Raw genomic sequence first — 23,887 nt, forward strand, 5'->3', positions numbered from 1 at the left:
GTTATGCCTCGGTGCCCCTACTGCTCGTGCGTCCTCTTGGGCCGCCACACCACGAGCGCGCTCGTCTGCTGCACGTCCTGGTACGGGACGAGGTCACGGCGGTAGGAGGCGTGCACCGCCGCCTCGCGCTGCTGCATGGCCGCGGCGGCGCCCTCCACGGCCGCGGACAGCTCCGCGACGCGCGACTGGAGCGCCGCGACCTGGTTCTCCAGCTCGATGATGCGCTTGATGCCGGCGAGGTTGATGCCCTCCTCCTGCGACAACTGCTGCACCGTGCGCAGCAGTTCGATGTCACGGGCGGAGTAGCGCCGGCCGCGGCCCGCGGTGCGGTCCGGGGAGACCAGGCCCAGGCGGTCGTACTGGCGCAGGGTCTGCGGGTGCAGGCCGCTGAGCTGGGCGGCCACCGAGATGACGTACACCGGCGTCTCGTCGGTGAGTTGGTACGCCCTACTGAATCCGGACTGTCGACGGCGGCCGTCCATCTCATGCTCCCTTCGCGGCCTGGAACAGTTCTGCCCGCGGGTCGTCCCCCGCGGTCGCCTCGCGGTAGGACTCCAGGGCCTCCTTGGCGGCGTCCGACAGAGATGTCGGGACCGACACCTCCACCGTCACCAGGAGATCGCCCCGGGTGCCGTCCTTGCGGACCGCGCCCTTGCCGCGGGCCCGCATCGTACGGCCGTTGGGCGTGCCCGGGGGCAGCTTCAGCGTGACGGCGGGTCCGCCCAGGGTCGGGACCTTGACCTCGCCGCCCAGCGTCGCCTCGGGGTAGGTCACCGGCACGGTGACCGTGAGGTTGTCGCCCTTGCGGCCGAACACGGGGTGGGCGTCGACGTGCACGACCACGTACAGGTCGCCGGCCGGGCCGCCCCGCTCGCCGGGCGCGCCCTTGCCGCGGAGCCTGATCCGCTGGCCGTCGCTCACCCCGGCCGGGACGCGCACCTGCATGGTGCGGGAGGACTTCGCGCGCCCCGAGCCGTGGCAGGCCTCGCAGGGGTCCTGGGCGATCAGGCCCCGGCCCTTGCAGTCCACGCACGGGTCGGTCAGCGAGAAGCCGCCGCCACCGCCCCGCGAGACCTGGCCCGTGCCGACGCAGGTCGGGCACACGCGCGGCGTGCCGTTCTTGTCGCCGGTGCCGGAACAGGCCTTGCAGGCGGCCTGGGAGGACATGCGCAGCGGCACCGTGGCGCCGTCCACCGCCTCCGTGAAACTCAGCGTGACCTCGGACTCGATGTCCTGGCCGCGCCTGGGCTGCGTACGCGTGCCGGTACCGGCACCCGCGCCGCCGCGGTTGAACAGGCCCCCGAAGACGTCACCGAGACCGCCCCCGAAGCCGCCGCCGGCCGCCCCACCGCCACCCGGGGCGCCGCCTCCGAAGAGGTCGCCCAGGTCGAAGTTGAACGTGCCGCCGGCGCCTGCGGGGCCCTGACGGAATCCGCCGTTGCCGAAGAGGGCACGCGCCTCGTCGTACTCCTTGCGCTTCTTGGGGTCACCGAGGACGTCGTTCGCCTCGGAGATCTCCTTGAAGCGCTCCTCCGCCTTGACGTTGCCCTTGTTGGCGTCCGGGTGGTTCTCGCGGGCGAGCTTCCGGTACGCCTTCTTGATCTCGGCCTCGGTGGCGTCCTTGGGGACGCCGAGGACCTTGTAGTAGTCCTTCTCGATGAAGTCCTTGGTGCTCATCCCCGACGTCCCTCCTCACTCATGTCGTCGCCGTCAGCCCTCGTCCGGGCCACCGGTCTCCTTCTCGTCCGATCCCTCGGCGGCCGCGGACCCCTCGGGGGCCTTCTCGGCGGCCTCCTCGCCCTTGGCCGGCTGCGCGCCGGGCTGGGGCTCGGCGACGGCCACCCGCGCGGGGCGGATGGTGCGCTCGCCGATGCGATACCCCGGCTGCAGGATCGCGACGCACGTCGTCTCGGTGACGTCGGGTGCGTAGCTGTGCATCAGGGCCTCGTGGATCGTCGGGTCGAAGGGCTCGCCCTCCTTGCCGAACTGCTGCAGGCCCATCTTGGCGACGACGGTCTCCAGCGCCTCGGCGACCGACTTGAAGCCACCGACCAGCTCCCCGTGCTCACGGGCGCGGCCGATGTCGTCGAGGGTCGGCAGGAGCTCGGAGAGGAGGTTCGCCGAGGCGATCTCCTTCACCGTCACCTTGTCCCGCTCCACGCGGCGGCGGTAATTCTGGTACTCGGCCTGCAGCCGCTGGAGGTCCGCCGTGCGCTCGCTGAGCGCGGTGCGCACCTGGTCCAGCTGGGCGGTCAGGCCCACGTCCTGGGCGGACGTCTTGCTGTCCTTGTCCCCGGCCGGGGCCGCCGGGCCCTCCTCGGTGGAGGGCTCGGCGGCCTTGGGCGCCGCGTCGTCAGGGGTGGCGCCGGAGGGGACGTCAGGCTTGTCGGCGCTCTCGCCGAAACCCGGGGTCTCCTCGGTCATCAGGCGGCGCCGCCCTTCTGGTCCTTCTCGTCGTCGACGATCTCGGCGTCGACGACTCCGTCGTCCTCCTTGGCCTGCTCGCCGCCGGGGGCCGCGCCCTCGGCGCCGCCCGCGGCCTGCGCGCCCTGGGCGTCGGCGTACATGGCCTGGCCCAGCTTCTGCGAGACGGCGGCGACCTTCTCGGTGGCGGTGCGGATCTCGGCGGTGTCCTCGCCCTTGAGCTTCTCCTTCAGCTCACCGACGGCTTCCTCGACCTCGGTCTTGACCTCGGCCGGGACCTTGTCCTCGTTGTCCTTGAGGAACTTCTCCGTCTGGTAGACGAGCTGCTCGCCCTGGTTGCGGGACTCGGCGGCCTCGCGGCGCTTGTGGTCCTCGTCCGCGTACTGCTCGGCCTCCTGGCGCATGCGGTCGACCTCGTCCTTCGGCAGCGAGGAGCCGCCGGTGACGGTCATCTTCTGCTCCTTGCCCGTGCCGAGGTCCTTCGCGGTCACGTGCATGATGCCGTTGGCGTCGATGTCGAAGGAGACCTCGATCTGCGGGACGCCGCGCGGGGCCGGCGGCAGGCCCGTCAGCTCGAACATGCCGAGCTTCTTGTTGTACGCCGCGATCTCGCGCTCGCCCTGGTAGACCTGGATCTGGACCGACGGCTGGTTGTCCTCGGCCGTCGTGAAGATCTCGGAGCGCTTCGTCGGAATCGTGGTGTTCCGCTCGATGAGCTTGGTCATGATGCCGCCCTTGGTCTCGATGCCGAGGGACAGCGGGGTGACGTCGAGGAGCAGGACGTCCTTGACCTCGCCCTTGAGGACACCGGCCTGGAGCGAGGCGCCGATGGCGACGACCTCGTCCGGGTTGACGCCCTTGTTGGCGTCCTTGCCGCCGGTCAGCTCCTTGACGAGCTCGGCGACGGCCGGCATGCGGGTCGAGCCGCCGACGAGGACGACGTGGTCGATCTCGCTGAGCTGGATGCCCGCGTCCTTGATGACGTTGTGGAACGGCGTCTTGCAGCGCTCCAGGAGGTCGGACGTGAGCTGCTGGAACTGGGCGCGCGTGAGCTTCTCGTCCAGGTGCAGCGGGCCCTCGGCGGAGGCCGTGATGTACGGGAGGTTGATCGTGGTCTCCGTGGAGGAGGACAGCTCGATCTTGGCCTTCTCGGCCGCCTCGCGCAGGCGCTGGAGCGCCATCTTGTCCTTGGAGAGGTCCACGCCGTGGCCGTTGTTGAACTGCTTGACCAGGTAGTCGACGACGCGCTGGTCCCAGTCGTCACCACCGAGGTGGTTGTCGCCGTTCGTGGCCTTCACCTCGACGACGCCGTCACCGATCTCGAGGAGCGAGACGTCGAAGGTGCCGCCACCGAGGTCGAAGACCAGAATGGTCTGGTCGTCCTTGTCCAGGCCGTAGGCCAGGGCGGCGGCGGTGGGCTCGTTGACGATGCGCAGGACGTTCAGACCCGCGATCTCACCGGCCTCCTTGGTGGCCTGGCGCTCCGAGTCGTTGAAGTACGCCGGGACGGTGATGACCGCGTCCGCGACCTTCTCGCCCAGGTACGCCTCGGCGTCGCGCTTCAGCTTCTGGAGGATGAACGCGGAGATCTGCTGGGGGTTGAACCCCTTGTCGTCGATGTCCACCTTCCAGTCGGTGCCCATGTGGCGCTTGACCGACCGGATGGTCCTGTCGACGTTGGTGACCGCCTGGCGCTTGGCCACCTCGCCGACCAGCACCTCGCCGTTCTTCGCGAAGGCGACGACGGACGGCGTGGTCCTGGCGCCCTCGGCGTTGGTGATGACGGTGGGCTCGCCGCCTTCCAGAACGCTGACGACGGAGTTAGTCGTGCCCAGGTCGATGCCGACCGCACGTGCCATTTCGATTCCTCCAGAGGTACTTCTTGAGTGGATCTGGCTCAAGGATGCATGAGCGCTGCGCTTGCGTCAACAGATGTGAGTCGAGGGGGCTCAACTCTTATCCCGTGCTTACGCGCAAGTCGGTTGCCTCCCGGGGGTCCGGAGCCCCGGCTGCGGGTCATATGCGGCTGGGCGCGCAGTTCCCCGCGCCCCTTCGGGGCGCACCCCCCGGTACCGCGGCGCGCCGGGGAAGGGTTGCCTGAGCGACGCAGATCACCGCCTTGCTGGCTACAGTGCGACCGGGTAAGTGGGTAGTCTCAGACGGACTGCATAAGTTACCGCTTAGTAATCAGCCCTAGTCCGCTACGACGAGTCCCGCCTCGCAGGCCCGAGGAGCCCCCCAATGCAACTCGCCGCGATCATCGTGTCGCTGGTCCTAATCGCGGTCGGCGTCGCGCTGTTCGGCCGTGCCATCGTGCAGATCTACCGGTTCATGCGGCTCGGCCAGCCCGTCCCCGCCGGCACCCGGACCGACGACCCCGTCCAGCGCACGCTCACCGTGGTCAAGGAGTTCCTCGGCCACACGCGCATGAACCGGTGGGGCATCGTCGGCGTCGCGCACTGGTTCGTGGCGGTGGGCTTCTTCTCGCTGCTGCTGACGATCGTCAACGCCATCGGCCAGCTCTTCCAGGCCGACTGGATGCTGCCGGTCATCGGCGACTGGGCGCCGTACAACGTCTTCGTCGAGTTCCTCGGCACGATGACCGTGCTCGGCATCGCCACGCTGATCGTCATCCGGCAGCTGAACCGGCCGGACAAGCCGGGCCGCAAGTCCCGCTTCGCCGGCTCGAACACCGGCCAGGCGTACTTCGTCGAGACCGTCATCCTCATCGTCGGCATCTGCATCTTCACGCTGCACGCCCTGGAGGGCGCCCAGCACCACGTGGACGGCTACGAGGCCTCGTTCTTCATCTCGTACCCCCTGGTCTCCGCGTTCGAGGGCCTGGACGTCTCCACGCTGCAGAACCTCACGTACTTCTTCGCCGGCGTGAAGATCGCGACCTCGTTCATCTGGATGATCACGGTCGCCCTGAAGACCGACATGGGCGTCGCCTGGCACCGCTTCCTGGCCTTCCCGAACATCTGGTTCAAGCGGGACGCGGACGGCTCCACCACCCTCGGCGAGCTCCAGCCCATGACCAGCGGCGGCAAGCCCATCGACTGGGAGGACCCGGGCGAGGACGACACCTTCGGCGTCTCCCAGGTCGAGCAGTTCTCCTGGAAGGGCCTGCTGGACTTCTCCACCTGCACCGAGTGCGGCCGCTGCCAGTCGCAGTGCCCCGCCTGGAACACCGGCAAGCCGCTCTCCCCGAAGCTGCTCATCATGTCGCTGCGCGACCACGCGCACGCCAAGGCGCCCTACCTGCTCGCGGGCGGCGGCAAGACCATGGAGGGCGAGGAGAAGGCGTCGGCCGAGCAGCTCGCCGACGTCCCCGCCGCCGCCCTCGCGGAGGCCGAGCGTCCGCTCGTCGGCACCCTCGAGGAGAACGGCGTCATCGACCCGGACGTCCTGTGGTCCTGCACCACCTGCGGCGCCTGCGTCGAGCAGTGCCCGGTGGACATCGAGCACATCGACCACATCGTCGACATGCGCCGCTACCAGGTGATGATCGAGAGCGCGTTCCCGTCCGAGGCGGGCACGATGCTCAAGAACCTGGAGAAGAAGGGCAACCCCTGGGGGCTCGCCAAGAAGCAGCGCGTGGAGTGGACCAAGGAGGTCGACTTCGAGGTCCCGATCGTCGGCAAGGACGTGGAGGACCTCACCGAGGTCGACTACCTCTACTGGGTCGGCTGCGCGGGCGCCCTGGAGGACCGCGCCAAGAAGACCACCAAGGCCTTCGCGGAGCTGCTGCACATCGCGGGCGTCAAGTTCGCGATCATGGGCGGCGACGAGAAGTGCACCGGTGACTCCGCCCGCCGCCTGGGCAACGAGCCGCTGTTCCAGCAGCTCGGCCAGGAGAACGTCGCGATGCTGAACATGGCGTACGGCGAGGACGACGAGGACGAGTCGACCAAGAAGCCGAAGTCGGCCAAGAAGATCGTCGCGACCTGCCCGCACTGCTTCAACACCATCGCGAACGAGTACCCGCAGCTCGGCGGCGACTTCGAGGTCATCCACCACACCCAGCTGCTCCAGCACCTCATCGACGAGGGCAAGCTGATCCCGGTGACCCCGGTCGAGGGCCTGATCACCTACCACGACCCCTGCTACCTGGGCCGGCACAACAAGGTCTACACGCCCCCGCGCGAGATCATGTCCGCCGTCCCGGGCCTGCGCCAGCAGGAGATGCACCGCCACAAGGAGCGCGGCTTCTGCTGCGGCGCCGGCGGCGCGCGCATGTGGATGGAAGAGCGCATCGGCAAGCGCATCAACACGGAGCGGGTCGACGAGGCACTCAGCCTCAACCCCGACATCGTCTCCACCGCCTGCCCGTTCTGCCTGGTCATGCTCACCGACTCGGTCAACGGCAAGAAGAACGACGGGAAGGCGAAGGATTCCCTCCAGGTCGTCGACGTCGCGCAGTTGCTGCTCGACTCCGTGAAGACGCCGGCCGACCCGGCGGACGACGAGGAGTCCACGGACGCGCCGGAGCCCGAGCCGGTCAAGTAGCGCCTACGGATACGACGGTCCGCGTCCCGGAACGACGCCCAGGCCGGTTCCGCCCTTCGGGGCGGGGCCGGCCTGACGCGTTCGTGCCGCGAACGGCACCGTGGCGCCCCGTTCACCCGGCGCTCACTCCGCCGCCCCCGGCGCACAACCCTTCGTACGCCTCACGAGTCACACCCCACGGAAACGATCTTTCCCAGCGGCTCACGTCGAGCCCGCAGACGCCCTGCCCCGTACTTCTGGCTTCGGCGTCCATGTCATCACCCGGTTGGAGACTTCCTCAGTGACTCAGCACGTGCGCACGATCGCGCGCAGGACCGCGCGCAACAAGTTCCTCGCCGCGGGCGCGGTCTGCGCCGCCACGGCCCTCGGCCTCACCGGCCTGACCGCGGGCAGCGCGTCCGCCACCCCCGCCCCCTCCAAGCTGCGCGCCGACTACAACGGCGACGGCTACGTGGACCTGGCCGTCGGCGTGCCGGGCGCCACCGTCGCGGGCAAGGCCAAGGCCGGTTACGTCAACGTCGTCTGGGGCGGCGCGTCCGGCCTCGGCAAGCACGGCTCGACGACGGTCAGCCAGTCCACCGCGGGTGTGCCCGGCACCGTCGAGGCGGGCGACAGGTTCGGCAAGGCCGTCGACTCCAACGACATGAACGGCGACGGCTACAGCGACCTGGTCGTCGGCACCCCCGGCGAGGACATGGGCACCACCCTGGACGCGGGCAGCGTCACCGTCGTCTGGGGCTCCGCGAGCGGCTTCAAGGGCGGCTTCACCGCCACCACCGGAGAGGGCGAGTCCCGCGATTACGGAGCGCTGCTCACCACGGGCGACTTCGACAAGGACGGCGACAAGGACATCGCCCTCAACACCCACTTCGACGAATCCAGCGCCCTGCGCATGCGGCCGGGCCCCTTCACCGCGGGCTCTTCCGCCACGCTCTCCACCATCCGGAGCTGGCACTTCGCCGGCCCGAGCGTCGTCACCAGCGGCGACTTCGACGGCGACGGCGGCGACGACATCGCCCTGGCCTACTCCGGCACGGAGATCAGCGGCACCGAGGTGGTCAGCCGGAAGTCGGGCGAGTGGAAGGGCCTGTGGTCCACCGGTGACTCCACCAACACCGCCCTGGCCGCCGGCGACTTCGACGGCGACGGCACGACGGACCTCGCCGTCGGCAACGTCCGGCCCAACCCCGAGGCCGACGACACCGCCTGCGCGGACCGCTTCGGCGGCGCCGTCCTGACCGTCTACAACAAGAAGGGCGGCAAGCTCGGCGACGGAGGCGACTCCTGCACCACGCAGAACAGCCCGTCGGTCGCCGACGACGCGGAGGCCGAGGACAACTTCGGCGCGCACCTGGCGGTCGCCAACGTCGACAAGGACGGCATCGACGAGCTGATCGTCGGCGCCGACACGGAGGCGGTCGGCACCGCGAAGAGCGCCGGCGCCTACTGGGTCCTCGCCTCGCTCGGCACCGGTGAGGCCCTCGCGGGCCCCTCCTTCAACCAGGACTCCCCGGACGTCGCGGGCACCGCGGAGGCCGGCGACCGCCTCGGCGCGGCCGTCGCCACCGGTGACTACAACGGCGACACCTACCCGGACGTCGCCGTCGGCGCGCCCGGCGAGGACGGCAAGGGCGGCGTCTGGTACGACCCGACCCAGAAGGACGGCCCGAACCTGCCGGTCACCTCGGTGACGCCGGGCAAGCTGGGGCTGACCGGAGCGGTGGAGTACGGGGCGATCCTGGGGCGGTGAGCCACCGGCTCCACCGCGTCCGTCCGCAAACGCCGGACGGGCTTGTCGAGTTCCCCGGCCGGGCCGGCTGAGTTCCCCCCAGGGGCTTGTCGCGTTCCGCCGGCCGGGTCCGCCATCAGCGGGCCCGGCCGGCGTTCCCCCCGGGGCCCCGCCAAACGTGCCGAAACCCGTCAAGCCGCCCCAACTCCCCTGTCCCGTACAACCCTTGGGCCTCACCGGTGGTCTCCTCTTCGCCGACCACGGCGTGACGCCAGGGCCAATGCCCGGTGAACGCGTCTGCTCCGCACCCCATCGAAGGCGGATGCCCGCAGGCATCCCCGCATGCCGCAGGAGAACCGCATGGCCCAGCACAAGCGCACCACCGCCGGCAGACCCGGCCGCATCCGCCTCGCCGCGGCGACGGCCGTCGCTGCCGCGCTCTCCGGTGGGCTGCTCACCGCCACCGCGGTCACCGCGTCGGCCGCGCCGTCCCCCGCCACGCAGCCCGACGCCGACTTCGACGGCGACGGCGCCGCGGACCTCGCCACCTCCGCCTCCGGCGCCAACGTCGCCGGCAAGGACGGCGCCGGCCAGGTCACCGTGACGTACGGCGGCGGCGACCGGCACCACACCACGTACAGCCAGAACAGCGCCGGCGTGCCCGGCGCCGCCGAGAAGAATGACCGCTTCGGCAGCGACACCGCCTACGGCGACTTCAACCGCGACGGCTACGACGACCTCGCGGTGGCCGCGATCGGCGAGGACGTCGGCACGGACGTCGACGGCGGCACCGTACAGATCCTGTGGGGCTCCAAGAACGGCCTGTCCGGCGGCACCACGCTGGAGGACCCGCGCCCCACCAAGCACGACTTCTTCGGCGGCCCCATCCAGGCCGGCGACTTCGACGGCGACGGCAAGGACGACCTCGCCATCGGCTCCAGCTCGGGCGCGGCCACCCTCGACGTCTACGAGGGCGGCTTCACCCGTGCCGGCGGCACCGGCCGCCACTACACCGTCACCCCGCCCATCCTCAGCGGCGACAGCGCGGGCCCGTTCAACCTGCACTCCGGTGACGTCAACGGCGACGGCAAGGACGACCTGATCGTCGACGGCTTCTCCTCCGGCGACCACTACAACGCCAACCTGTGGCTGCCCGGCAGCTCGAACGGCATCACGACGACCGGCGTGCAGCGCCTGCCCGGCGGCTACATCACGGACGTCGGCGACACGGACAGCGACGGCTACGGCGACATCATCATCGGCCTCACCTGGGACGACGGCATCGCCGGCGCCCACAAGGGCGGCAGCGTGTACGTCGTGAAGGGCAAGTCCACCGGCCCCTACGGCGACAGCCAGGTCATCACCCAGGACACCGCGGGCGTACCCGGCAGCGCCGAGAAGGGCGACGAGTTCGGCTCCGAGCTCGACCTCGGCGACATCAACGGCGACGGCCACCTCGACCTGGTCGTGGGCACCGTCGGCGAGGACCTGGACGGGGTCACCGACGCCGGTTCCGTCACCGTCATCTACGGCGCCGCGGACGGCTCCGGCCTCACCACGGCGGGCTCCGTCCTGCTCACCCAGAACACGCCGGGCGTGCCCAACACCAACGAGAAGAACGACTTCTTCGGCTCGGACGTCCACGTCGACGACCTGAACGACGACGGCCGCGGCGACGTCGTGATCGGCGCGGCCGGCGAGAACGCCTCCAACGGCGCCTTCTACATCCTGGACTCCAAGGCGGACGGCACGCTTTCGGGCACCTCCGGTGTCTACACCTCCACCGTGGGCATCTCGGGCGCGGGCACGCCACGCCTCGGCAACAACTTCGCGGACTGACCCGCCTTCGCCCCTCCCCCGGCCGGCCTGACCGCCGGGCCCGCACCACACGTGCGGGCCCGGCCCCCTTCCCCGTACGAGCGGCGCGGCCGGCCGGTCCCGCCGCCGCTGTCCCCGGAACCGACGTACCGACCCCGCAGAGTTGGAGCCCCTATGCGCCCCCGCGTACCCACCCGCCCGAGCCCCCGCGCCCTGGCCCTGGCCGCCGCCACCGCCCTCGCCGCCACCGGCCTCGCCCTGCCCCTCGCGGCCCCGGCCACCGCGTCCGAACGCGCGCCGCTCACCAGCGACTTCAACGGTGACGGCTACGCGGACCTCGCCGTGGGCGTGCCCTCGGGCACCGTCGACGGCAAGGCCAGGGCCGGTTACGTGAGCGTCGTCTTCGGCGGCGCGGACGGCCCCGGCACGAACGGCGTGCGCCGCATCACGCAGGCCACCGTCGAGGTGCCCGGCACCCCCGAGGCCGGCGACCGCTTCGGCGCCGCCGTCACCACCGCGCACGTGGACGACGACAAGTACGCCGACCTCGTCATCGGCGCCCCCGGCGAGGACATCGCCGGCAAGGCCGACGCCGGTTCCGTCACCGTCCTGTACGGCACCGGCGACGGCTTCGCACTCGCCAACACCGCCGCCCGGGGCGAGAAGGCGTCCGACGCGTACGGGATGTCCCTGACCGCCGCCGACTTCACCGGCGACACGGACGTCGACCTGGCGATCGGCGCCAAGGACAAGGTCGTCGCCAACCTCAACCCGTACGCCGCCCGGACCGAGCCCGTCATGGCCCGCCCCATGGGCGGCCGCGCCCCCGTCATGGCGACCGGCGACTTCGACTCCGACGGCCGCCCCGAGCTGACCGTCGCCTACTACACGCAGAACCAGCCCCACACCCAGTCCCACATCCAGCTCTACCGCTACCTCAAGGACGAGACCCGCTTCGACATGACCTGGAGCAGCGACAACAGCGCCGCCAACGCGCTGGCCGTCGGCGACTTCAACGGCGACGGCCTGGACGACCTGGCCCTCGGCAACTGCCGCGAGATCGCCGACGAGAACATCGACGACCCGTGCGGCCCCGAGGAGCGCGCCAAGGGCGGCGGCATCCACATCCACTACGGGGGCGGCGAGCAGCCGATCTGGGAGGGCCAGACCCTCAACCAGGACACCCCGGGCGTTCCCGGCGTCGCCGAGACGGGGGACGACTTCGGCAACGCCCTCGCCGTCGCGGACATCGACGGCGACGGCAAGGACGACCTGATCGCGGGCGCCCCCGGCGAGGCGATCGGCGACGTGGCGGGCGCGGGCGCCGTCACCGTCCTGAAGGGCGGCCCGAAGGGCATCCTCGACGCGTCGGGGGCGGCGCGCGCGGTGGCGTACCAGCAGAACTCCCCCGGCATCCCGGGCGGCGCCGAGAAGGGCGACGCCTTCGGTGCGGCGCTCCTCACCGCCGACCACGACGGCGACGGCCGCCTCGACCTGTCCGTCGCCGCGCCGGGCGAGAACGCCTCGGCGGGCGGCGTCTGGGAGCTGCCCGCCGTCCAGCCGTCCGGCGTGCGGGTCATCACCCCCAAGTCCATCGGCCTGCCCGCCTCTTCACACCCGTACGCGTACGGGGCGGTGCTGGGCCGCTGATCGGGCGGCCACCGGGGTCACAGGGGGCACGGGGGGCGTAGGAGGCGCGGAGGGTGCGGGGGGTGTCGGCCCCCTCAGGGTTCCCTTAGGGGTTGTCACAGGTCGGCCGCAAAGCGGCTCTCCTCCCAAGGAGGGACGACCCCGCCCCGTAAGACCAGGTACGTTCGATTCGTGGCTGGATTCAGGAACGGACGCGGCCGGGACAACCGCGCCCCGCAATCGCGACCGCAACAACAACCGCGGCAGCAGCCGTACGGACAGCAGGCCCCCCAGGGTCAGCAGCAGCCGTACGGCTACCCACCCGTGTCGCCGAACCCGCGCCAACAGCAGTACGGCGGGGCCGGCCCTCAGGGTGGCGGCCCCCAGTACGGCGGGGGCGGCCCTCACGGTGGCGGCCCGCAGTACGGCGGGGGTGCCCCGTACGGGGGCGGGCGCCCGCAGCCCGGCAGCGGCGGCCCGCAGTGGCCGCAGGCCGACGGCGGTCACGGCGAGCCGGAGTACTTCGGCGGGCCGGGCGACCACGGCCACGGCCCCCAGGCCGGCCCCGACCCGTACGCGGCCAACAACCCGGGGCACACCCAGGCCTTCTCCATCGGGGACGACCACTACACCCAGGGCGACACCTACTGCGCGGGCCAGGCGGCCGCGGCGCCGATCGGTCCGCGCCTGCACTGGAAGGACCTGCTGCGCGGCATCGTGCTGCGCCCGGGCCCGACCTTCCTGCAGATGCGGGACTACGCGATGTGGGCCCCGGCCGTCGTCGTCACGTTCGTCTACGGCCTGCTCGCGATCTTCGGCTTCGACGGCGCCCGCTCGGACGCGCTCAAGGCGCCGCTGTCGTCCGTGGTGCCCTACGTCCTGACCACCGGCGTCGCGATCACCATCAGCGCCTTCGTCCTCGGCGTGGTCACGCACACCCTCGCCCGCCAGCTCGGCGGCGACGGCGCCTGGCAGCCGACGGTCGGCCTGTCCATGCTGATCATGTCGATGACGGACGCGCCGCGTGTCGTCGTGGCGATGTTCCTGGGCGGCGGCCAGAGCTTCGTACAGCTCCTCGGCTGGGCGACCTGGATCGCGGCGGGCGCGCTGCTGACGACGATGGTGGCCAAGTCGCACGACCTGCCGTGGCCGAAGGCGCTGGGAGCGGCGTCGATCCAGCTCCTGGCGATCCTGTCGATCATCAAACTGGGCACGTTCTAGCGCTCGCCCAGCGCCCGCCCGCGCACGAGGAAGGGCCCGCCCGACGAAGCGTCGGACGGGCCCTTCCCCCACTTCGGGGGACGTGGCTCATCGGGGGACGTGGCTCAGGCGTCGAGAACCTGCCCCGCGCGCTTGACGACGGGCGGCTCGACGCTCCACGGGAAGTTGATCCACTCGTCGGTGCGCTTCCACACGTACTCGCACTTCACGAGCGAGTGGGACTTCTCGTAGATGACGGCGGAGCGCACCTCGGCGACGTGGTCGAGGCAGAAGTCGTGCACGAGCTTCAGCGTCTTGCCGGTGTCGGCCACGTCATCGGCGATGAGCACCTTCTTGTCGGTGAAGTCGATGGCGTTGGGGACGGGCGCGAGCATGACCGGCATGTCGAGCGTGGTCCCCACCCCCGTGTAGAACTCGACGTTCACCAGGTGGATGTTCTTGCAGTCGAGGGCGTAGGCGAGCCCGCCGGCCACGAAGACGCCACCGCGGGCGATGGAGATGATGATGTCGGGCCGGTACCCGTCGTCGGCGACGGCCTGCGCCAGCTCGCGCACGGCGCCGCCGAACTTCTCGTACGTAAGGTTCTCGCGCACGTCACTCATACCGCTGCTCACACCTGTGTCCGATGGAAATTGAGGAAGGACCGGGAGGCGGTCGGCCCCCGCTGCCCCTGATAACGCGACCCGTACCGCTCCGAGCCGTAGGGCTCCTCGGCGGGCGAGGTCAGCCGGAACAGGCACAGCTGCCCGATCTTCATGCCCGGCCAGAGTTTGATCGGCAGGGTCGCGAGGTTCGACAGCTCCAGGGTCACGTGCCCGCTGAACCCCGGGTCGATGAACCCGGCGGTGGAGTGCGTGACGAGCCCGAGCCGCCCGAGACTGGACTTGCCCTCAAGCCGGCTGGCGAGGTCGTCGGGCAGGCTGACGACCTCGTACGTCGAGGCGAGGACGAACTCCCCGGGATGCAGGATGAAGGGCTCGTCGCCCTCCGGCTCCACGAGCCGCGTCAGATCGGCCTGCTCCACGGAGGGGTCGATGTGGGGGTAGCGGTGATTCTCGAACACCCGGAAGTAGCGGTCCAGCCGCACATCGATGCTCGAGGGCTGCACCATGGATTCGTCGTACGGTTCGATCCGCACTCGTCCGGAGTCGATCTCGGCCCGGATGTCCTTGTCTGAGAGAAGCACGCACCGAGGATACGCAGAGCGCGCGGGCCCGCCCCAATCGGACGGACCCGCGCGCTGCGCCACCCCTCACCGCTTCTGCAGGACCACCGGCACGGCGTGCCGGAGCCGGGCGCAGCGCGGACAGCGGATGAGCCGCCCGGGGCCGAGCCGGCCGGCCTGCTGCATCGGGAACGAAGCGGTACTGAACACGTGCCCCTCGGCACATCGGACGACGGTGCGCTCCATCAAGTCCTCGAGTCCCTTCCCCAAAGCCGTGTGTGAACTCGTCCTGCCGGCCGGGCCCGCGAGGCTGCTGTCCCGCCCCTGAAGCCGACGACGAAGGCACACATTACGGCACGAAAGGGACGCCGCTCCAGGCGGCACGACCCCACTCGGCGACCCATCGGCGGTGCGCCCACGGTACGCCCCAACTCCCTCCCCCCGCACGGCCGGACCCCACCCCGAACGCCACACGGGCCCCGCGGCGACAGCGCCGGGGGCCCGCGATGAGGTACAGTGTGCGACGTTACGACACCGCTTCTGGCGGCGCGTTACGCGGGTGTAGTTTAGTGGTAGAACATCAGCTTCCCAAGCTGAGAGTGCGAGTTCGATTCTCGTCACCCGCTCCACAGTTGAGGCCCAGGTCGGAGACCTGGGCCTTTTTGCTGTGCGGGGCCGGGGCGGTGTGCGTGCCAGCACTCACGCGGGGGTGCTCGGCGGTGAGCAGTTCGATGTCTTCCACGTCCGAAGTCAGGATCGTCACCCGGCCGGGATGTTGCAGGGCGGTCGCGCACAGTATGGCGTCGATGGCGGACTTGCGGCCGTGCAGTCCCGCTGCGCGCAGCAAGGCGGCAGCGGCCTGCGCGACGGCCTGGGTCACCGGCTCGACGGTCAAGCGGGAGAGGGTCCACTTCAGTGCGGCGTCGTCGATCTTCGGGTGGATCACCTCGACCAGCACGGCGGCCGAGGTGATCACCGGCAGGTCCGCGTCGCGAGCCGCCGTCAGCCACTCGTGGATCTCCCGGTCACGCTGTACGGCCTTTGCCAGGCCCTCGCTGTCCAGGACCAGGGCACCGCTCACGCGGCCGTCCCAGCGTCCGAGGCGCCTCCGGCCAGCCGGGCGCGCTTGGCCGCCACGGCCTCGGGGCCGGCCGGGCCGTGCACCTTGTCGAAGTCCGCGATCAGCTCGTCCAGGTTCTCCCGCTCGATCTGTCGCTGGGCGGCCTTCTCCAGGCAGGCCGAGACACCTCGCTTGCCGACCCGCTCACGGATCGCATGCAGAGTTCCGGCGGTCAGGGTGACAGAGATGCCACTGGTGGGGCCCTCACCGGGTGGGAAGTCCCCTTCGTCGTCAGTCACACATCGACTATGCCATTGGGTATGGCATAGCACGTGGTGGATGCACAGGGTGCGGTGCGGACGCCTCCGGCGCCCTCGCGGCGGCCAGCCGCGGCGCGGAATATCTCATCGGCGAGCGCACAGAAATCTGTCGTCATGGGAGTAGACATTGGGTCGTCTCCTCGTTATGGTTTCTCTTGTAGTCGAGATCGAGCAAGGGCCCGGCAGACACGAACTGCCGGGCAGAAGTACCCGCATGACGGTGCGGTGGTGGAGTCTCGGAGCCAGGGTTGTCGCATGACGGTGACGAGGCTGACCGCCGGACCGGGTGGCCCGCAGTGATCAGGGGCCGCCGCCAGCAGTAGGTAGTACACAGCAGTACGAGCAGTACCCCGCAGAAGGGCAGGGACAGGACGTCCTGCCTGGCAGTACGTAGTTTCGTCAGAGGGAAGAACGGAGGAAGCGCGCGCCATCAGGATCGCCCGGGTCGACGTCTGATCCCGGGTACCGCAACCGCAGGACATCGATAGGCAGGTGGTCTCCGGTCACGCATATCCGATCCCCGCACCCCCGTCAGCGTTTCGGGCGGCCGTGCGGACACAGAGGGCCGACGCAGTTCTAGGTCGGCAGATGGTGTTGTAGTTCCTTCGGGGCCCTGGTGCTTACCGCACCAGGGCCCCTCAACATTCCTCGCCGCTTTCCCGCGCGCCTCCCTCGCGCCGAGAAGCGCTGCTCAATGCGCCAGCTGCGCCGCCACCAACGCGTGGAACCGGTGCACCGCGTCGTCCACGCTGCGGATGAAGCCCGTCTCCGCGTTGCCGCGGCCGCTTCCCATCCCCTTGAAGAGGGACAAGCGGAAGCCGGTGATCCGAGCGCCGTTCTTCGGCAGCATGTCCGCCGGCTCGGGGCGGAGCCGTTCGAGTGTTCCTCGTGGGCCTCCCGCCTCGCCCTCCACCAGAGTCTCGATGTGGAGGTCGGCGGGTGCGTCGGACAGGCGGCGGACGAGCCGTTTGACCCAGGTCAGCGGGGATCCCTGAGCGGGCGCCGGGATGTCGATCGACGTGCGCAGCTTGCCGGTGCGCAGATCCGCCGTGATCGCCAGCACGCCCGGCGTGTCCTCGATCCGCATCTCCGCGTGCAGTCTCCCTTCGAGGCAGAGCTGGTCCGCCAGCCGCGAGCGGCGCTCCGCGGGGCCCGACCCCCGCCTGGCCCGCTGCACGGGCAGGACCTTCTGCCCGAGTTCACCGCCCAGCCCGAGACAGACCTGGCGGATGAGCCGCTCCCAGCTCTCCACCACCTCAAGCGTGCGCGAGTCTCCCTGGCACAGCGTCTCGTCGTCGATGCCCTTGCGTACGGGGACCCAGGCCGCGCCCATGTTCTGGAAGCCGTGGCAGCCGGAGTTCTCGTGCTGGAGGTAGTGCAGCAGCTCCTGGAGCAGCCAGGCGTGCGCCGCGTTGCCCACGCCCTCATGGCGGATCAGCATCTGCGCCTGGTGGGCCACCTCGGCCCAGGACAGGTGCCACAGGGCCACCTTGTGCTTGCGCCGCCCGTCGACCTTGACGTCGACCAGGGGGCTGCCCTCCAGGGCGACGTCGTTGGACAGCGTGATCACGGCCTCGTAGCCGCGGCGGGCGGCGATGTCCATGTACGCCTGCACCTGATCGGCCTTCAGCGCGTTGCCGTTGGTCTTCGTCTCGACCAAGGCCGTCCACAGCTTGCCGGCCCGCTCGACGCGGATCACGCCGTCCGGGCGCCGGGGGGTCTCGCCGTGCGGCAGCTGGACCTCCGCGAACGTCTCCATGCGGCCCGCCGGCGCCCCGAACGCGGCGGTGAGCCGGCGGCCGAACTCGGGGATCTGCGCCATCACCGACAACAGCACCGAGGTGGCCCGCGTCTCACGGTCCCGGTCGCTCTTGAGCACGGAGACGGGGAAGAGCCTGGCCCCCTTCCACGAGTCGTTCTCCGCCAAGGACTTCTTGGCCACCTTCGGCAGAGTGACCTTCTTCTTGGCCGTACGAGGCCGGGGGGCCGCCTTCTTCGGCCCTCCATCGGCGTCCGGCCGACGGGGCGTCGGAATGGCCTGCGGCGACACCGTTGGCCGCCCGTCGGCAACCAGGGCCTCGGCGTCCGGTGCGGCCGCCGCCTGCCCCGTCGCCGCACGGACCGGCAGTTCCGCCGTCACCGTGTCGGACGGCAACTCTTCCGACGGCCCGCCCTCGGGCACCTCTTCCGTCGCGGCGTCGTCGTCGATGTCGACGCCGAAGTCCGTCGCCAGGCCCGCCAGCCCGGTGGCGTACCCCTGTCCGACGGCCCGCAGCTTCCACTCCGGGCCCCGGCGGTAGATCTCCCCGAAGATGAACGCGCTGACCGATCCGGTGTCGCCGATGGTGAAACGGACCAGCTCCTCGCCGGAACCGTCCGCCAGCGTGAGCCGCAGATCGTCCAGCTCCCCGAAGTGGGCGCCGCCGTATCGGCTCGCCGCCACGACGATGCGGTCGATGTCCGGCGGAACGGCGGTCAGATCGAAGCTGATCCGGTCCTTGTCGCCGCCGCCGGTCGGCGTCTTGCCGAGGAGTTGCACGCTGCCGTCGGCGGCCACCGGGTTGTTGTAGAAGTAGAAGTCGCCGTCGTCGCGGACCTTGCCGTCCGCCGTGAGCAGCAGCACGGAGACGTCCGCGTCGCCCTCGCCCGACGGGCTCGTCCAGTCCAGGGCGACGATCACCGCGTCGGTGCTCTCGCTCAGGGCCGCCAGGCCCACGTTGGCGCCCTTGGTCAACTCGTACATGTTCCGCCCCCATAGCGCCCGTCAGGCGCGCGCCGGCCGCCCCTGGTCGCGCGCCGCCCCTTGTGTGGTGCGTCACACACTGATCGCACAGCGGCACCCTAGCCGCCCGTACGGGCCGTCCGTGGCCTCTCCCGCAATCACGTGAGAACTCCGTTGTACGGGCCCGCGAAGCGCGGCAGCGGGACGTGAGCCGGGTGGCAGCGAGGCGTGAGCGGGGGGCGGCAGACTCGGGGGTGTCAGCAGGTCAGGCGGGGTTTCCCGGTCGGGTCGGCTCGCTCCTACGGTCGTCATCCTTAGCTCTCGGGGGAATCCCATGCCCACGTTCCACAGCCGCACCCGCACCGGTGCCCGTGCCCGTTCCGCCGTCGTCGTCGCCGCCGGGGCGGCCGCGCTCGCGCTGTCCCTCAGTGCGTGTGGCGGGGGCGGCACCGGGGTGAAGTCCTCGGGGGCGGGCGAGGCCGGCGAGACCGTTTCCGTCTCGGTGTCCAAGGCCGGGAAGTCGGGGGCGACCCCCAGCGCTTCCGGCACCTCCGGTGCTTCCGGTGCTTCCGGTGCTTCCGGTGCTTCCGGTGCTTCCGGCGCTTCCGGCGCTTCCGGGGCCCGTGCGAAGGCCGGCGGGGCCCCCTCCTCCTCCTCGCGCGCCACCGCCCCCGTCTGCACCACCAACGACGTCTCCCTCAGCGCCGCCCGCCACGGCGGCCCGCCCTACACCCACCTCGTGCTGACCGCCAAGAACACCTCCGGGCACGCCTGCGAGCTGACCGGGCACCCGGAGATCCAGTTCCTGGAGAGCCACCGCGAGATCGTGCCGCCGGTCGCCAAGAGCAAGCCCGCCGCGCCCGTCGTGCTCAAGGCGGGAGCCCCGGCGTACGCCCTGGTCAGGCTGTCGGACGGCGGGCGGGACGAGAGCACCGAGGTCGTCACCGACTTCTCCGTGACGTTGCAGGGCGGCGGCGGCATGAGCGCCGTCAGGGCGCCCGGCGCGGGCGGGGTCGCCGTGGACCCGGCGAAGTGGGCCACCGGCTACTGGACGTACGAGCTGCGCAACGGCGCCGACGACTTCTGAGCGGTCGGCGGGGCCGGCGCCTCCCGGGCGTCGAGCGTCGCGGCGAGGCGGGCGAGTGCGGCCGCCTCCCGGCTCCCCTCCGCCGCGCCGAACACGTGGACCACCAGGCCCGTCTCCCCGGGCGCCGCCGGTACGTGCAGGGACTCGAAGTCCAGGGTGAGGGCGCCGGTCACGGGGTGGCGCAGCCGCTTGCGGCCGGCCGCGCACATCACCACCTCGCCGCTGTCCCAGATACGGCGGAACTCCGCGCTGTGAGCGGTCAGTTCGGCGATGAGCGCCGACAGTCGGGCGTCGTGCGGGTGGCGTCCGGCGGCCACCCGCAGCTGGCCCACGGCTTCCGCCGCGCGGTCGGTCCACTCCGGGTGTACGTCCCTCGCGGCGGGGTCCAGGAAGAGGAACCGGGCGTTGTTGCGGTCGCGCCGGGCGGGGTCGGCCAGGCCGCCGAGCAGCTCGGCGCCGAGCGCGTTCCAGGCGACGACGTCCAGGCGGTGGTCGGTCGCGAAGGCCGGGAACCCGGTGCCGACGGCGTCCAGGACGCGGCGCAGCAGCGGGCTGACGCGGGGGCGTGGCGCGGGTCGGCCGCGCTCGGCCGCGGGGAGGGCGGTGCGGGCGGCGAGGGTGGTGAGGTGCGTGCGCTCCGCCGTGTCCAGGGCGAGCGCCTGGGCGAGGGCGTCGAGCACTTCGGGGGAGGGCTGGGTGGCGCGGCCCTGTTCGAGACGTACGTAGTAGTCGGCGCTGATGCCGGCCAGCAGGGCCAACTCCTCGCGCCGCAGCCCGCGCACCCGGCGGCGGGGCCCCGCGGGCAGCCCGACGTGCTCGGGCGCGACCCGGGCACGGCGGGCCCGCAGGAAATCCCCGAGGGCCCGGTCACCGGGGGTGGCGCCGGTAGCGCCGGTGCCGGCACTCGTTCCGGAGTCAACCGTGACGCCGGTCCCGGCACTCGTACCGGAGCCAACCGTGACGCCGGTGGCGGTCCGGCCGGGGCCCGCACCCCGGTCGTCATCGTCGTCGCTCATGTCCCCAAGTATGGGCAGCCCGGCGGGAGACGGGACCCGAGCGGGGCGATGGGGGGTCCGGCAGTACCAGGAACGGGGTTCCCGCCACGGACAGAGGGCTGGTTGGCCGGGCGCGTGCGGGAGAGCGTGGCGGCATGAACGCCAAGAAGGTTCTCGTCGTCAGCGCCCACCCCGACCCCCGCTCCCTCACCTCCGCCCTGGCCGCCTTCGCGGTCGGGCATCTGCGGGCCGCCGGGCACGAGGTGCGGGTGTCCGATCTGTACGCGATGAAGTGGAAGGCCACGGTCGACGCCGACGACTTCCCGGACGGCGGCCCCGCAGAGGACGCCGACGGCGCGCGGCTGCGGGTGATGGCCGCCTCGCAGGAGGCGACCCTGGCGGGGCGGCTGACGCCCGACGTCGTGGCCGAGCAGGAGAAGGTGCGCTGGGCGGACGCGGTGGTGTTGCAGCTCCCGCTGTGGTGGTTCGGCGCGCCCGCGATCCTGAAGGGCTGGATCGACCGGGTGTTCACGGCCGGCTTCGCCTACGGTCCCACCCTGCCGCCGCCCTACGGCGAAGGAGTGCTCGGGGGGCGGCGGGCGCTGGTCTCGGTGACGGCGGGGGCCCGGGAGACGGCGTTCTCGGACCGGGGCATCCACGGGGAACTGGCGGACGTGCTCTTCCCGCTCCAGCACGGGCTGTTCTGGTTCACCGGCATGGCCCCGCTCCCGCCGTTCGCGCTCTACGACGCCAACGTCCTGTCCGAGGAGCGGTTCGCGGCGGCGCGGCGGGCGTACGCGGAGCGCCTCGACGCCCTCTTCACGGACGCCCCGGTCCCCTTCCGCTCGCTGACCGGCGGCGACTACGACCACGCCATGCGGCTGCTGCCGGGGGTGGAGGCGCCGGGTGCGGCCGGTGGCCTCGCCCTCCACCGCCGGGAGGACGGCCGCAACGACGAAACGGGTGACCGCGTCAGCGCCGGTGACGGCGCCGGTGACGGTGACGGTGACGGTATGCGTGTCGGCGGCGCGTCCACGGGGTCGTAGGGCTCGGGCGATCAACTCACCGGAGCCGGCTACTCCCCGGAGTGGTAACTGCCGCCCCGGTGGCTCCTCTTCCGGGCCGTGGCGGCCAGTTCCGCCGCCACGGTCGTGGCCCGGGCCACCCCGTGGACCCAGCGCGGGCCGCCCCGCGCCGCCCACACGACGGCGCCGAGCCCCGCAGCCGCGATCAGCACCCCCGCGCCGAGCAGCAACATCATCATCGCCATCCCACCCACCTGGCCGGGACCTTCGCAGGCCCGTTCGTACGGGCCCTGATCATCGCAGACCCACCGCCAAGCCGTGGGCAGAGCTTCACCGAGGCGTTCGAACGGGGGTACGGGACTTCCGCCGGGCCGCGGCCGGGCCCCGGTTAGGGTTTGGGCAAGGAAGACCCACCGGCTGGTGGGTCCACACAGTGGGGGGCCACACATGGCACTTTTCGGCAACGCGCACACCGTCGATCCGTCCAAGGCGCAGGGCGAGTACGCGCGGCTGCTCGGTCACGGTGAGCAGGTGCATGCCGCGTACCTGCTGATCCGCGACACGATGCTGTTCACCGACCGTCGGCTGATCATGGTCGACAAGCAGGGGATAACGGGCAAGAAGGTCGAGTACCACTCGGTGCCGTACCGCAGCATCACGCACTTCTCCGTGGAGACGGCCGGGCACTTCGACCTCGACGCGGAGCTGAAGATCTGGATCTCCGGCAGCCCGACGGCGCTCCAGAAGACGTTCACCAAGGGCGTCGACATCTACGAGGTCCAGGCGATCCTGACGCAGTTCGTGGCGCGCTAGTACGGCCCTTCCGCGACGGTCCCGCGACGCATGGACCGTCGCGGGCAGCCCTTCGGCGACGGGGGATAAACCTTCGGCCGTAGGGCGGCGTGGGGGCGGGCCGCCAGGCTGGTGGCCCGACACCACGGGAGGCACAGTGCGGAACGAAGCGATCAGCAGGGCCCGGTTCATGACGGCGGCGGGGGCGGTGGCGGCCGGCGGCGCGCTGGCCGCCACGGTCACCACCCGCCCGGCCCGCGCGGCCACCGGAACGGCCCCACCGGCATCACCCGCTACCCCGGCGACACCCGCCGCCCCCGCCACGAAGCCGCGCGGTCTCACCTACCGGGGCGTCTGCTACGAGGTCGGCGACGGCGAGTCCCGCGCCACCCGCTGGACGGCCCCCCGCATGCGCGCCGACCTGCGGGCGATCCGCGAGGACCTGCACGCCAACACCGTCTCCGTCTTCGGCAACGGCGTCGAGCGCCTCGCCGCCACCGCCACCGAGGCCGCCGAACGCGGTCTGCACGTCTGGCTCCAGCCGCGCCTCGGCGACGTACCGGAGCGGGACATCCTCGACCACCTCGCGGAGACCGGCCGCCACGCGGAACGCCTGCGCCGGCAGGGCGCGCGCGTGTACCTCAGCGTGGGCTGCGAGTTCCTGCTGTACGTGCCCGGGATCGTGCCCGGCGCCAACGCCCTGGAGCGCGTCGACAACATCCTGAAGGGCAACTACGACCCCGCGCACATGGTCCGCAAGCTGCGTGAGTTCATCGCGCGGGCCGCCCGGGCCGGCCGCTCCGTCTTCCACGGGCCGCTCACCTACGGCGCCGCGCAGGACGACGACGTCGACTGGTCCCTCTTCGACATCGTCAGCGTCAACTACTACGCCTACCACCGCGACCGCGCCGCCTACGTCAAGGAACTCACCCCGTACGGGCGTTGGGGCAAGCCCGTGGCGATCACCGAGTGCGGCACGTGCACGTACGAGGGCGCGCCCGAGCGCGGCGGCATGGGCTGGCACGACGTCGTGGACTACACCAAGGAGCCCCCGGAGATCATCGGGGACCTGAAGCGCAGCGAGGGCACGCAGGCCGCGTATCTCCTGGACGTCTTCGGCGCCTTCGAGTCCATGGCGCTGCACGCCGCCCTCGTCTACACCTTCGTCGCCCCCGACTCCCCGCACCACCCCGACCGGCTCCACGACCTCGACATGGCGGGCTACAGCATCACCAAATCCGTACGGGATCACCCCGACGACCCCGCCTCGCGCTGGCACTGGGAGCCGAAGGAGTCCTTCCACGCGCTGGCACGCCACTTCGCGCGCGCCGAACGCGCCGAACGCGCCCAGCGGACGGAACCGGCCGCGCGCAGCTGACCGTACTTGGCGG

General features: G+C 71.3%; 20 protein-coding genes, 1 tRNA gene and 1 pseudogene. 10 read left to right on the forward strand and 12 right to left on the reverse strand.

Annotated features, from left to right (window positions below; genetic code table 11):
• Positions 1-17: 17 nt before the first annotated feature.
• Genes ABZ385_RS04030 through dnaK form a run of 4 tightly spaced genes read right to left on the reverse strand, consistent with a single transcriptional unit; the run spans position 18 to position 4,283 of the window.
• Positions 18-482: a helix-turn-helix domain-containing protein gene (locus ABZ385_RS04030; protein WP_358583593.1), complete on the reverse strand. Its 465-nt coding sequence runs from the start codon at positions 480-482 to the stop codon at positions 18-20.
• 1 nt (position 483) lies between these two features.
• The gene (dnaJ, locus tag ABZ385_RS04035) at positions 484-1,677 is read right to left on the reverse strand and encodes a molecular chaperone DnaJ (protein WP_358583591.1); all 1,194 of its coding nucleotides are present in this window, start codon (positions 1,675-1,677) and stop codon (positions 484-486) included.
• A gap of 33 nt (positions 1,678-1,710) precedes the next feature.
• Positions 1,711-2,424, reverse strand: a complete 714-nt coding sequence (grpE, locus tag ABZ385_RS04040; protein ID WP_358583589.1) for a nucleotide exchange factor GrpE — start codon at positions 2,422-2,424, stop codon at positions 1,711-1,713.
• Complete coding sequence (dnaK, locus tag ABZ385_RS04045) at positions 2,424-4,283, reverse strand: molecular chaperone DnaK (protein ID WP_358909576.1); 1,860 nt, start codon at positions 4,281-4,283, stop codon at positions 2,424-2,426. Before dnaK ends, grpE begins: the two co-directional genes overlap by 1 nt.
• 382 nt (positions 4,284-4,665) lie before the next feature.
• On the opposite strand from dnaK, the gene ABZ385_RS04050 reads away from it, so the two are divergent.
• The 5 genes from ABZ385_RS04050 to ABZ385_RS04070 all read left to right on the forward strand — a co-directional run bounded on the left by ABZ385_RS04050 (position 4,666) and on the right by ABZ385_RS04070 (position 13,330).
• Positions 4,666-6,933 (forward strand): (Fe-S)-binding protein, encoded by a 2,268-nt coding sequence (locus ABZ385_RS04050; RefSeq protein ID WP_358909578.1) that lies wholly within the window; start codon positions 4,666-4,668, stop codon positions 6,931-6,933.
• 280 nt (positions 6,934-7,213) lie between these two features.
• Entirely contained in the window at positions 7,214-8,683 is a 1,470-nt protein-coding gene (locus ABZ385_RS04055) for an FG-GAP repeat protein (RefSeq protein ID WP_358909580.1), read from the forward strand.
• 339 nt (positions 8,684-9,022) lie between these two features.
• Positions 9,023-10,501 carry an FG-GAP repeat protein gene (locus ABZ385_RS04060; RefSeq protein ID WP_358909581.1) on the forward strand — a complete coding sequence of 493 codons (1,479 nt, stop codon included), beginning with the start codon at positions 9,023-9,025 and terminating at the stop codon, positions 10,499-10,501.
• A 153-nt stretch (positions 10,502-10,654) separates the two neighbouring features.
• Positions 10,655-12,130: an FG-GAP-like repeat-containing protein gene (locus ABZ385_RS04065; RefSeq protein WP_358909583.1), complete on the forward strand. Its 1,476-nt coding sequence runs from the start codon at positions 10,655-10,657 to the stop codon at positions 12,128-12,130.
• A gap of 171 nt (positions 12,131-12,301) precedes the next feature.
• Positions 12,302-13,330, forward strand: a complete 1,029-nt coding sequence (locus ABZ385_RS04070; protein ID WP_358909585.1) for a Yip1 family protein — start codon at positions 12,302-12,304, stop codon at positions 13,328-13,330.
• A gap of 104 nt (positions 13,331-13,434) precedes the next feature.
• Here ABZ385_RS04070 and ABZ385_RS04075 read toward each other — a convergent pair whose 3' ends face one another.
• The 3 genes from ABZ385_RS04075 to ABZ385_RS04085 all read right to left on the reverse strand — a co-directional run bounded on the left by ABZ385_RS04075 (position 13,435) and on the right by ABZ385_RS04085 (position 14,705).
• Positions 13,435-13,932: a phosphoribosyltransferase gene (locus tag ABZ385_RS04075; RefSeq protein ID WP_358583002.1), complete on the reverse strand. Its 498-nt coding sequence runs from the start codon at positions 13,930-13,932 to the stop codon at positions 13,435-13,437.
• 8 nt (positions 13,933-13,940) lie between these two features.
• A complete protein-coding gene (dcd, locus tag ABZ385_RS04080; RefSeq protein WP_358583004.1) occupies positions 13,941-14,516 on the reverse strand; it encodes a dCTP deaminase in 576 nt (191 codons plus the stop codon).
• A 66-nt stretch (positions 14,517-14,582) separates the two neighbouring features.
• Positions 14,583-14,705 (reverse strand): hypothetical protein, encoded by a 123-nt coding sequence (locus ABZ385_RS04085; protein WP_358698031.1) that lies wholly within the window; start codon positions 14,703-14,705, stop codon positions 14,583-14,585.
• A 345-nt stretch (positions 14,706-15,050) separates the two neighbouring features.
• On the opposite strand from ABZ385_RS04085, the gene ABZ385_RS04090 reads away from it, so the two are divergent.
• Positions 15,051-15,124 (forward strand) — tRNA-Gly (locus ABZ385_RS04090).
• Positions 15,125-15,189: 65 nt separating this feature from the next.
• Here ABZ385_RS04090 and ABZ385_RS04095 read toward each other — a convergent pair.
• The 3 genes and pseudogenes from ABZ385_RS04095 to ABZ385_RS04105 all read right to left on the reverse strand — a co-directional run.
• Positions 15,190-15,576: pseudogene (locus ABZ385_RS04095) on the reverse strand (PIN domain-containing protein); the annotation flags it as partial.
• Positions 15,573-15,854 (reverse strand): hypothetical protein, encoded by a 282-nt coding sequence (locus ABZ385_RS04100; RefSeq protein WP_358909587.1) that lies wholly within the window; start codon positions 15,852-15,854, stop codon positions 15,573-15,575. The gene ABZ385_RS04100 and the pseudogene ABZ385_RS04095, both read right to left, overlap by 4 nt.
• A 712-nt stretch (positions 15,855-16,566) precedes the next feature.
• A complete protein-coding gene (locus ABZ385_RS04105) occupies positions 16,567-18,618 on the reverse strand; it encodes a TerD family protein (protein WP_358909589.1) in 2,052 nt (683 codons plus the stop codon).
• A gap of 313 nt (positions 18,619-18,931) precedes the next feature.
• Here ABZ385_RS04105 and ABZ385_RS04110 point away from each other — a divergent pair, with 313 nt between their 5' ends.
• The gene (locus ABZ385_RS04110; protein WP_358909591.1) at positions 18,932-19,684 is read left to right on the forward strand and encodes a DUF4232 domain-containing protein; all 753 of its coding nucleotides are present in this window, start codon (positions 18,932-18,934) and stop codon (positions 19,682-19,684) included.
• Here ABZ385_RS04110 and ABZ385_RS04115 read toward each other — a convergent pair.
• A complete protein-coding gene (locus tag ABZ385_RS04115) occupies positions 19,642-20,700 on the reverse strand; it encodes a helix-turn-helix domain-containing protein (RefSeq protein ID WP_358909593.1) in 1,059 nt (352 codons plus the stop codon). The genes ABZ385_RS04110 and ABZ385_RS04115 overlap by 43 nt on opposite strands.
• A 134-nt stretch (positions 20,701-20,834) precedes the next feature.
• On the opposite strand from ABZ385_RS04115, the gene ABZ385_RS04120 reads away from it, so the two are divergent.
• Positions 20,835-21,725, forward strand: a complete 891-nt coding sequence (locus ABZ385_RS04120; RefSeq protein WP_358909595.1) for an NAD(P)H-dependent oxidoreductase — start codon at positions 20,835-20,837, stop codon at positions 21,723-21,725.
• Between the two features lie 29 nt (positions 21,726-21,754).
• On the opposite strand, the gene ABZ385_RS04125 is transcribed toward ABZ385_RS04120, so the two are convergent.
• Positions 21,755-21,949 carry a hypothetical protein gene (locus tag ABZ385_RS04125; RefSeq protein ID WP_358583015.1) on the reverse strand — a complete coding sequence of 65 codons (195 nt, stop codon included), beginning with the start codon at positions 21,947-21,949 and terminating at the stop codon, positions 21,755-21,757.
• 202 nt (positions 21,950-22,151) lie between these two features.
• On the opposite strand from ABZ385_RS04125, the gene ABZ385_RS04130 reads away from it, so the two are divergent.
• On the forward strand, positions 22,152-22,517 hold the full coding sequence (locus tag ABZ385_RS04130) for a PH domain-containing protein (RefSeq protein WP_358583017.1): 366 nt from the start codon (positions 22,152-22,154) through the stop codon (positions 22,515-22,517).
• Positions 22,518-22,653: 136 nt separating this feature from the next.
• A complete protein-coding gene (locus tag ABZ385_RS04135; protein WP_358909596.1) occupies positions 22,654-23,874 on the forward strand; it encodes an abortive phage infection protein in 1,221 nt (406 codons plus the stop codon).
• Positions 23,875-23,887 lie beyond the last annotated feature (13 nt).

Origin of the sequence: Streptomyces sp. NPDC005898, from assembly GCF_040629635.1 — a bacterium.
Classification (GTDB): Bacteria; Actinomycetota; Actinomycetes; order Streptomycetales; family Streptomycetaceae; genus Streptomyces.

What these genes read in the sequence shown, in the direction of transcription:
- ABZ385_RS04030 (WP_358583593.1), bottom strand. Translation starts at nt 482, where the DNA reads ATGGACGGCCGCCGTCGACAGTCCGGATTCAGTAGGGCGTACCAACTC.
- dnaJ (WP_358583591.1), bottom strand. Translation starts at nt 1,677, where the DNA reads ATGAGCACCAAGGACTTCATCGAGAAGGACTACTACAAGGTCCTCGGC.
- grpE (WP_358583589.1), bottom strand. Translation starts at nt 2,424, where the DNA reads ATGACCGAGGAGACCCCGGGTTTCGGCGAGAGCGCCGACAAGCCTGAC.
- dnaK (WP_358909576.1), bottom strand. Translation starts at nt 4,283, where the DNA reads ATGGCACGTGCGGTCGGCATCGACCTGGGCACGACTAACTCCGTCGTC.
- ABZ385_RS04050 (WP_358909578.1), top strand. Translation starts at nt 4,666, where the DNA reads ATGCAACTCGCCGCGATCATCGTGTCGCTGGTCCTAATCGCGGTCGGC.
- ABZ385_RS04060 (WP_358909581.1), top strand. Translation starts at nt 9,023, where the DNA reads ATGGCCCAGCACAAGCGCACCACCGCCGGCAGACCCGGCCGCATCCGC.
- ABZ385_RS04065 (WP_358909583.1), top strand. Translation starts at nt 10,655, where the DNA reads ATGCGCCCCCGCGTACCCACCCGCCCGAGCCCCCGCGCCCTGGCCCTG.
- ABZ385_RS04075 (WP_358583002.1), bottom strand. Translation starts at nt 13,932, where the DNA reads ATGAGTGACGTGCGCGAGAACCTTACGTACGAGAAGTTCGGCGGCGCC.
- ABZ385_RS04105 (WP_358909589.1), bottom strand. Translation starts at nt 18,618, where the DNA reads ATGTACGAGTTGACCAAGGGCGCCAACGTGGGCCTGGCGGCCCTGAGC.
- ABZ385_RS04110 (WP_358909591.1), top strand. Translation starts at nt 18,932, where the DNA reads ATGCCCACGTTCCACAGCCGCACCCGCACCGGTGCCCGTGCCCGTTCC.
- ABZ385_RS04115 (WP_358909593.1), bottom strand. Translation starts at nt 20,700, where the DNA reads ATGAGCGACGACGATGACGACCGGGGTGCGGGCCCCGGCCGGACCGCC.
- ABZ385_RS04120 (WP_358909595.1), top strand. Translation starts at nt 20,835, where the DNA reads ATGAACGCCAAGAAGGTTCTCGTCGTCAGCGCCCACCCCGACCCCCGC.
- ABZ385_RS04125 (WP_358583015.1), bottom strand. Translation starts at nt 21,949, where the DNA reads ATGGCGATGATGATGTTGCTGCTCGGCGCGGGGGTGCTGATCGCGGCT.
- ABZ385_RS04130 (WP_358583017.1), top strand. Translation starts at nt 22,152, where the DNA reads ATGGCACTTTTCGGCAACGCGCACACCGTCGATCCGTCCAAGGCGCAG.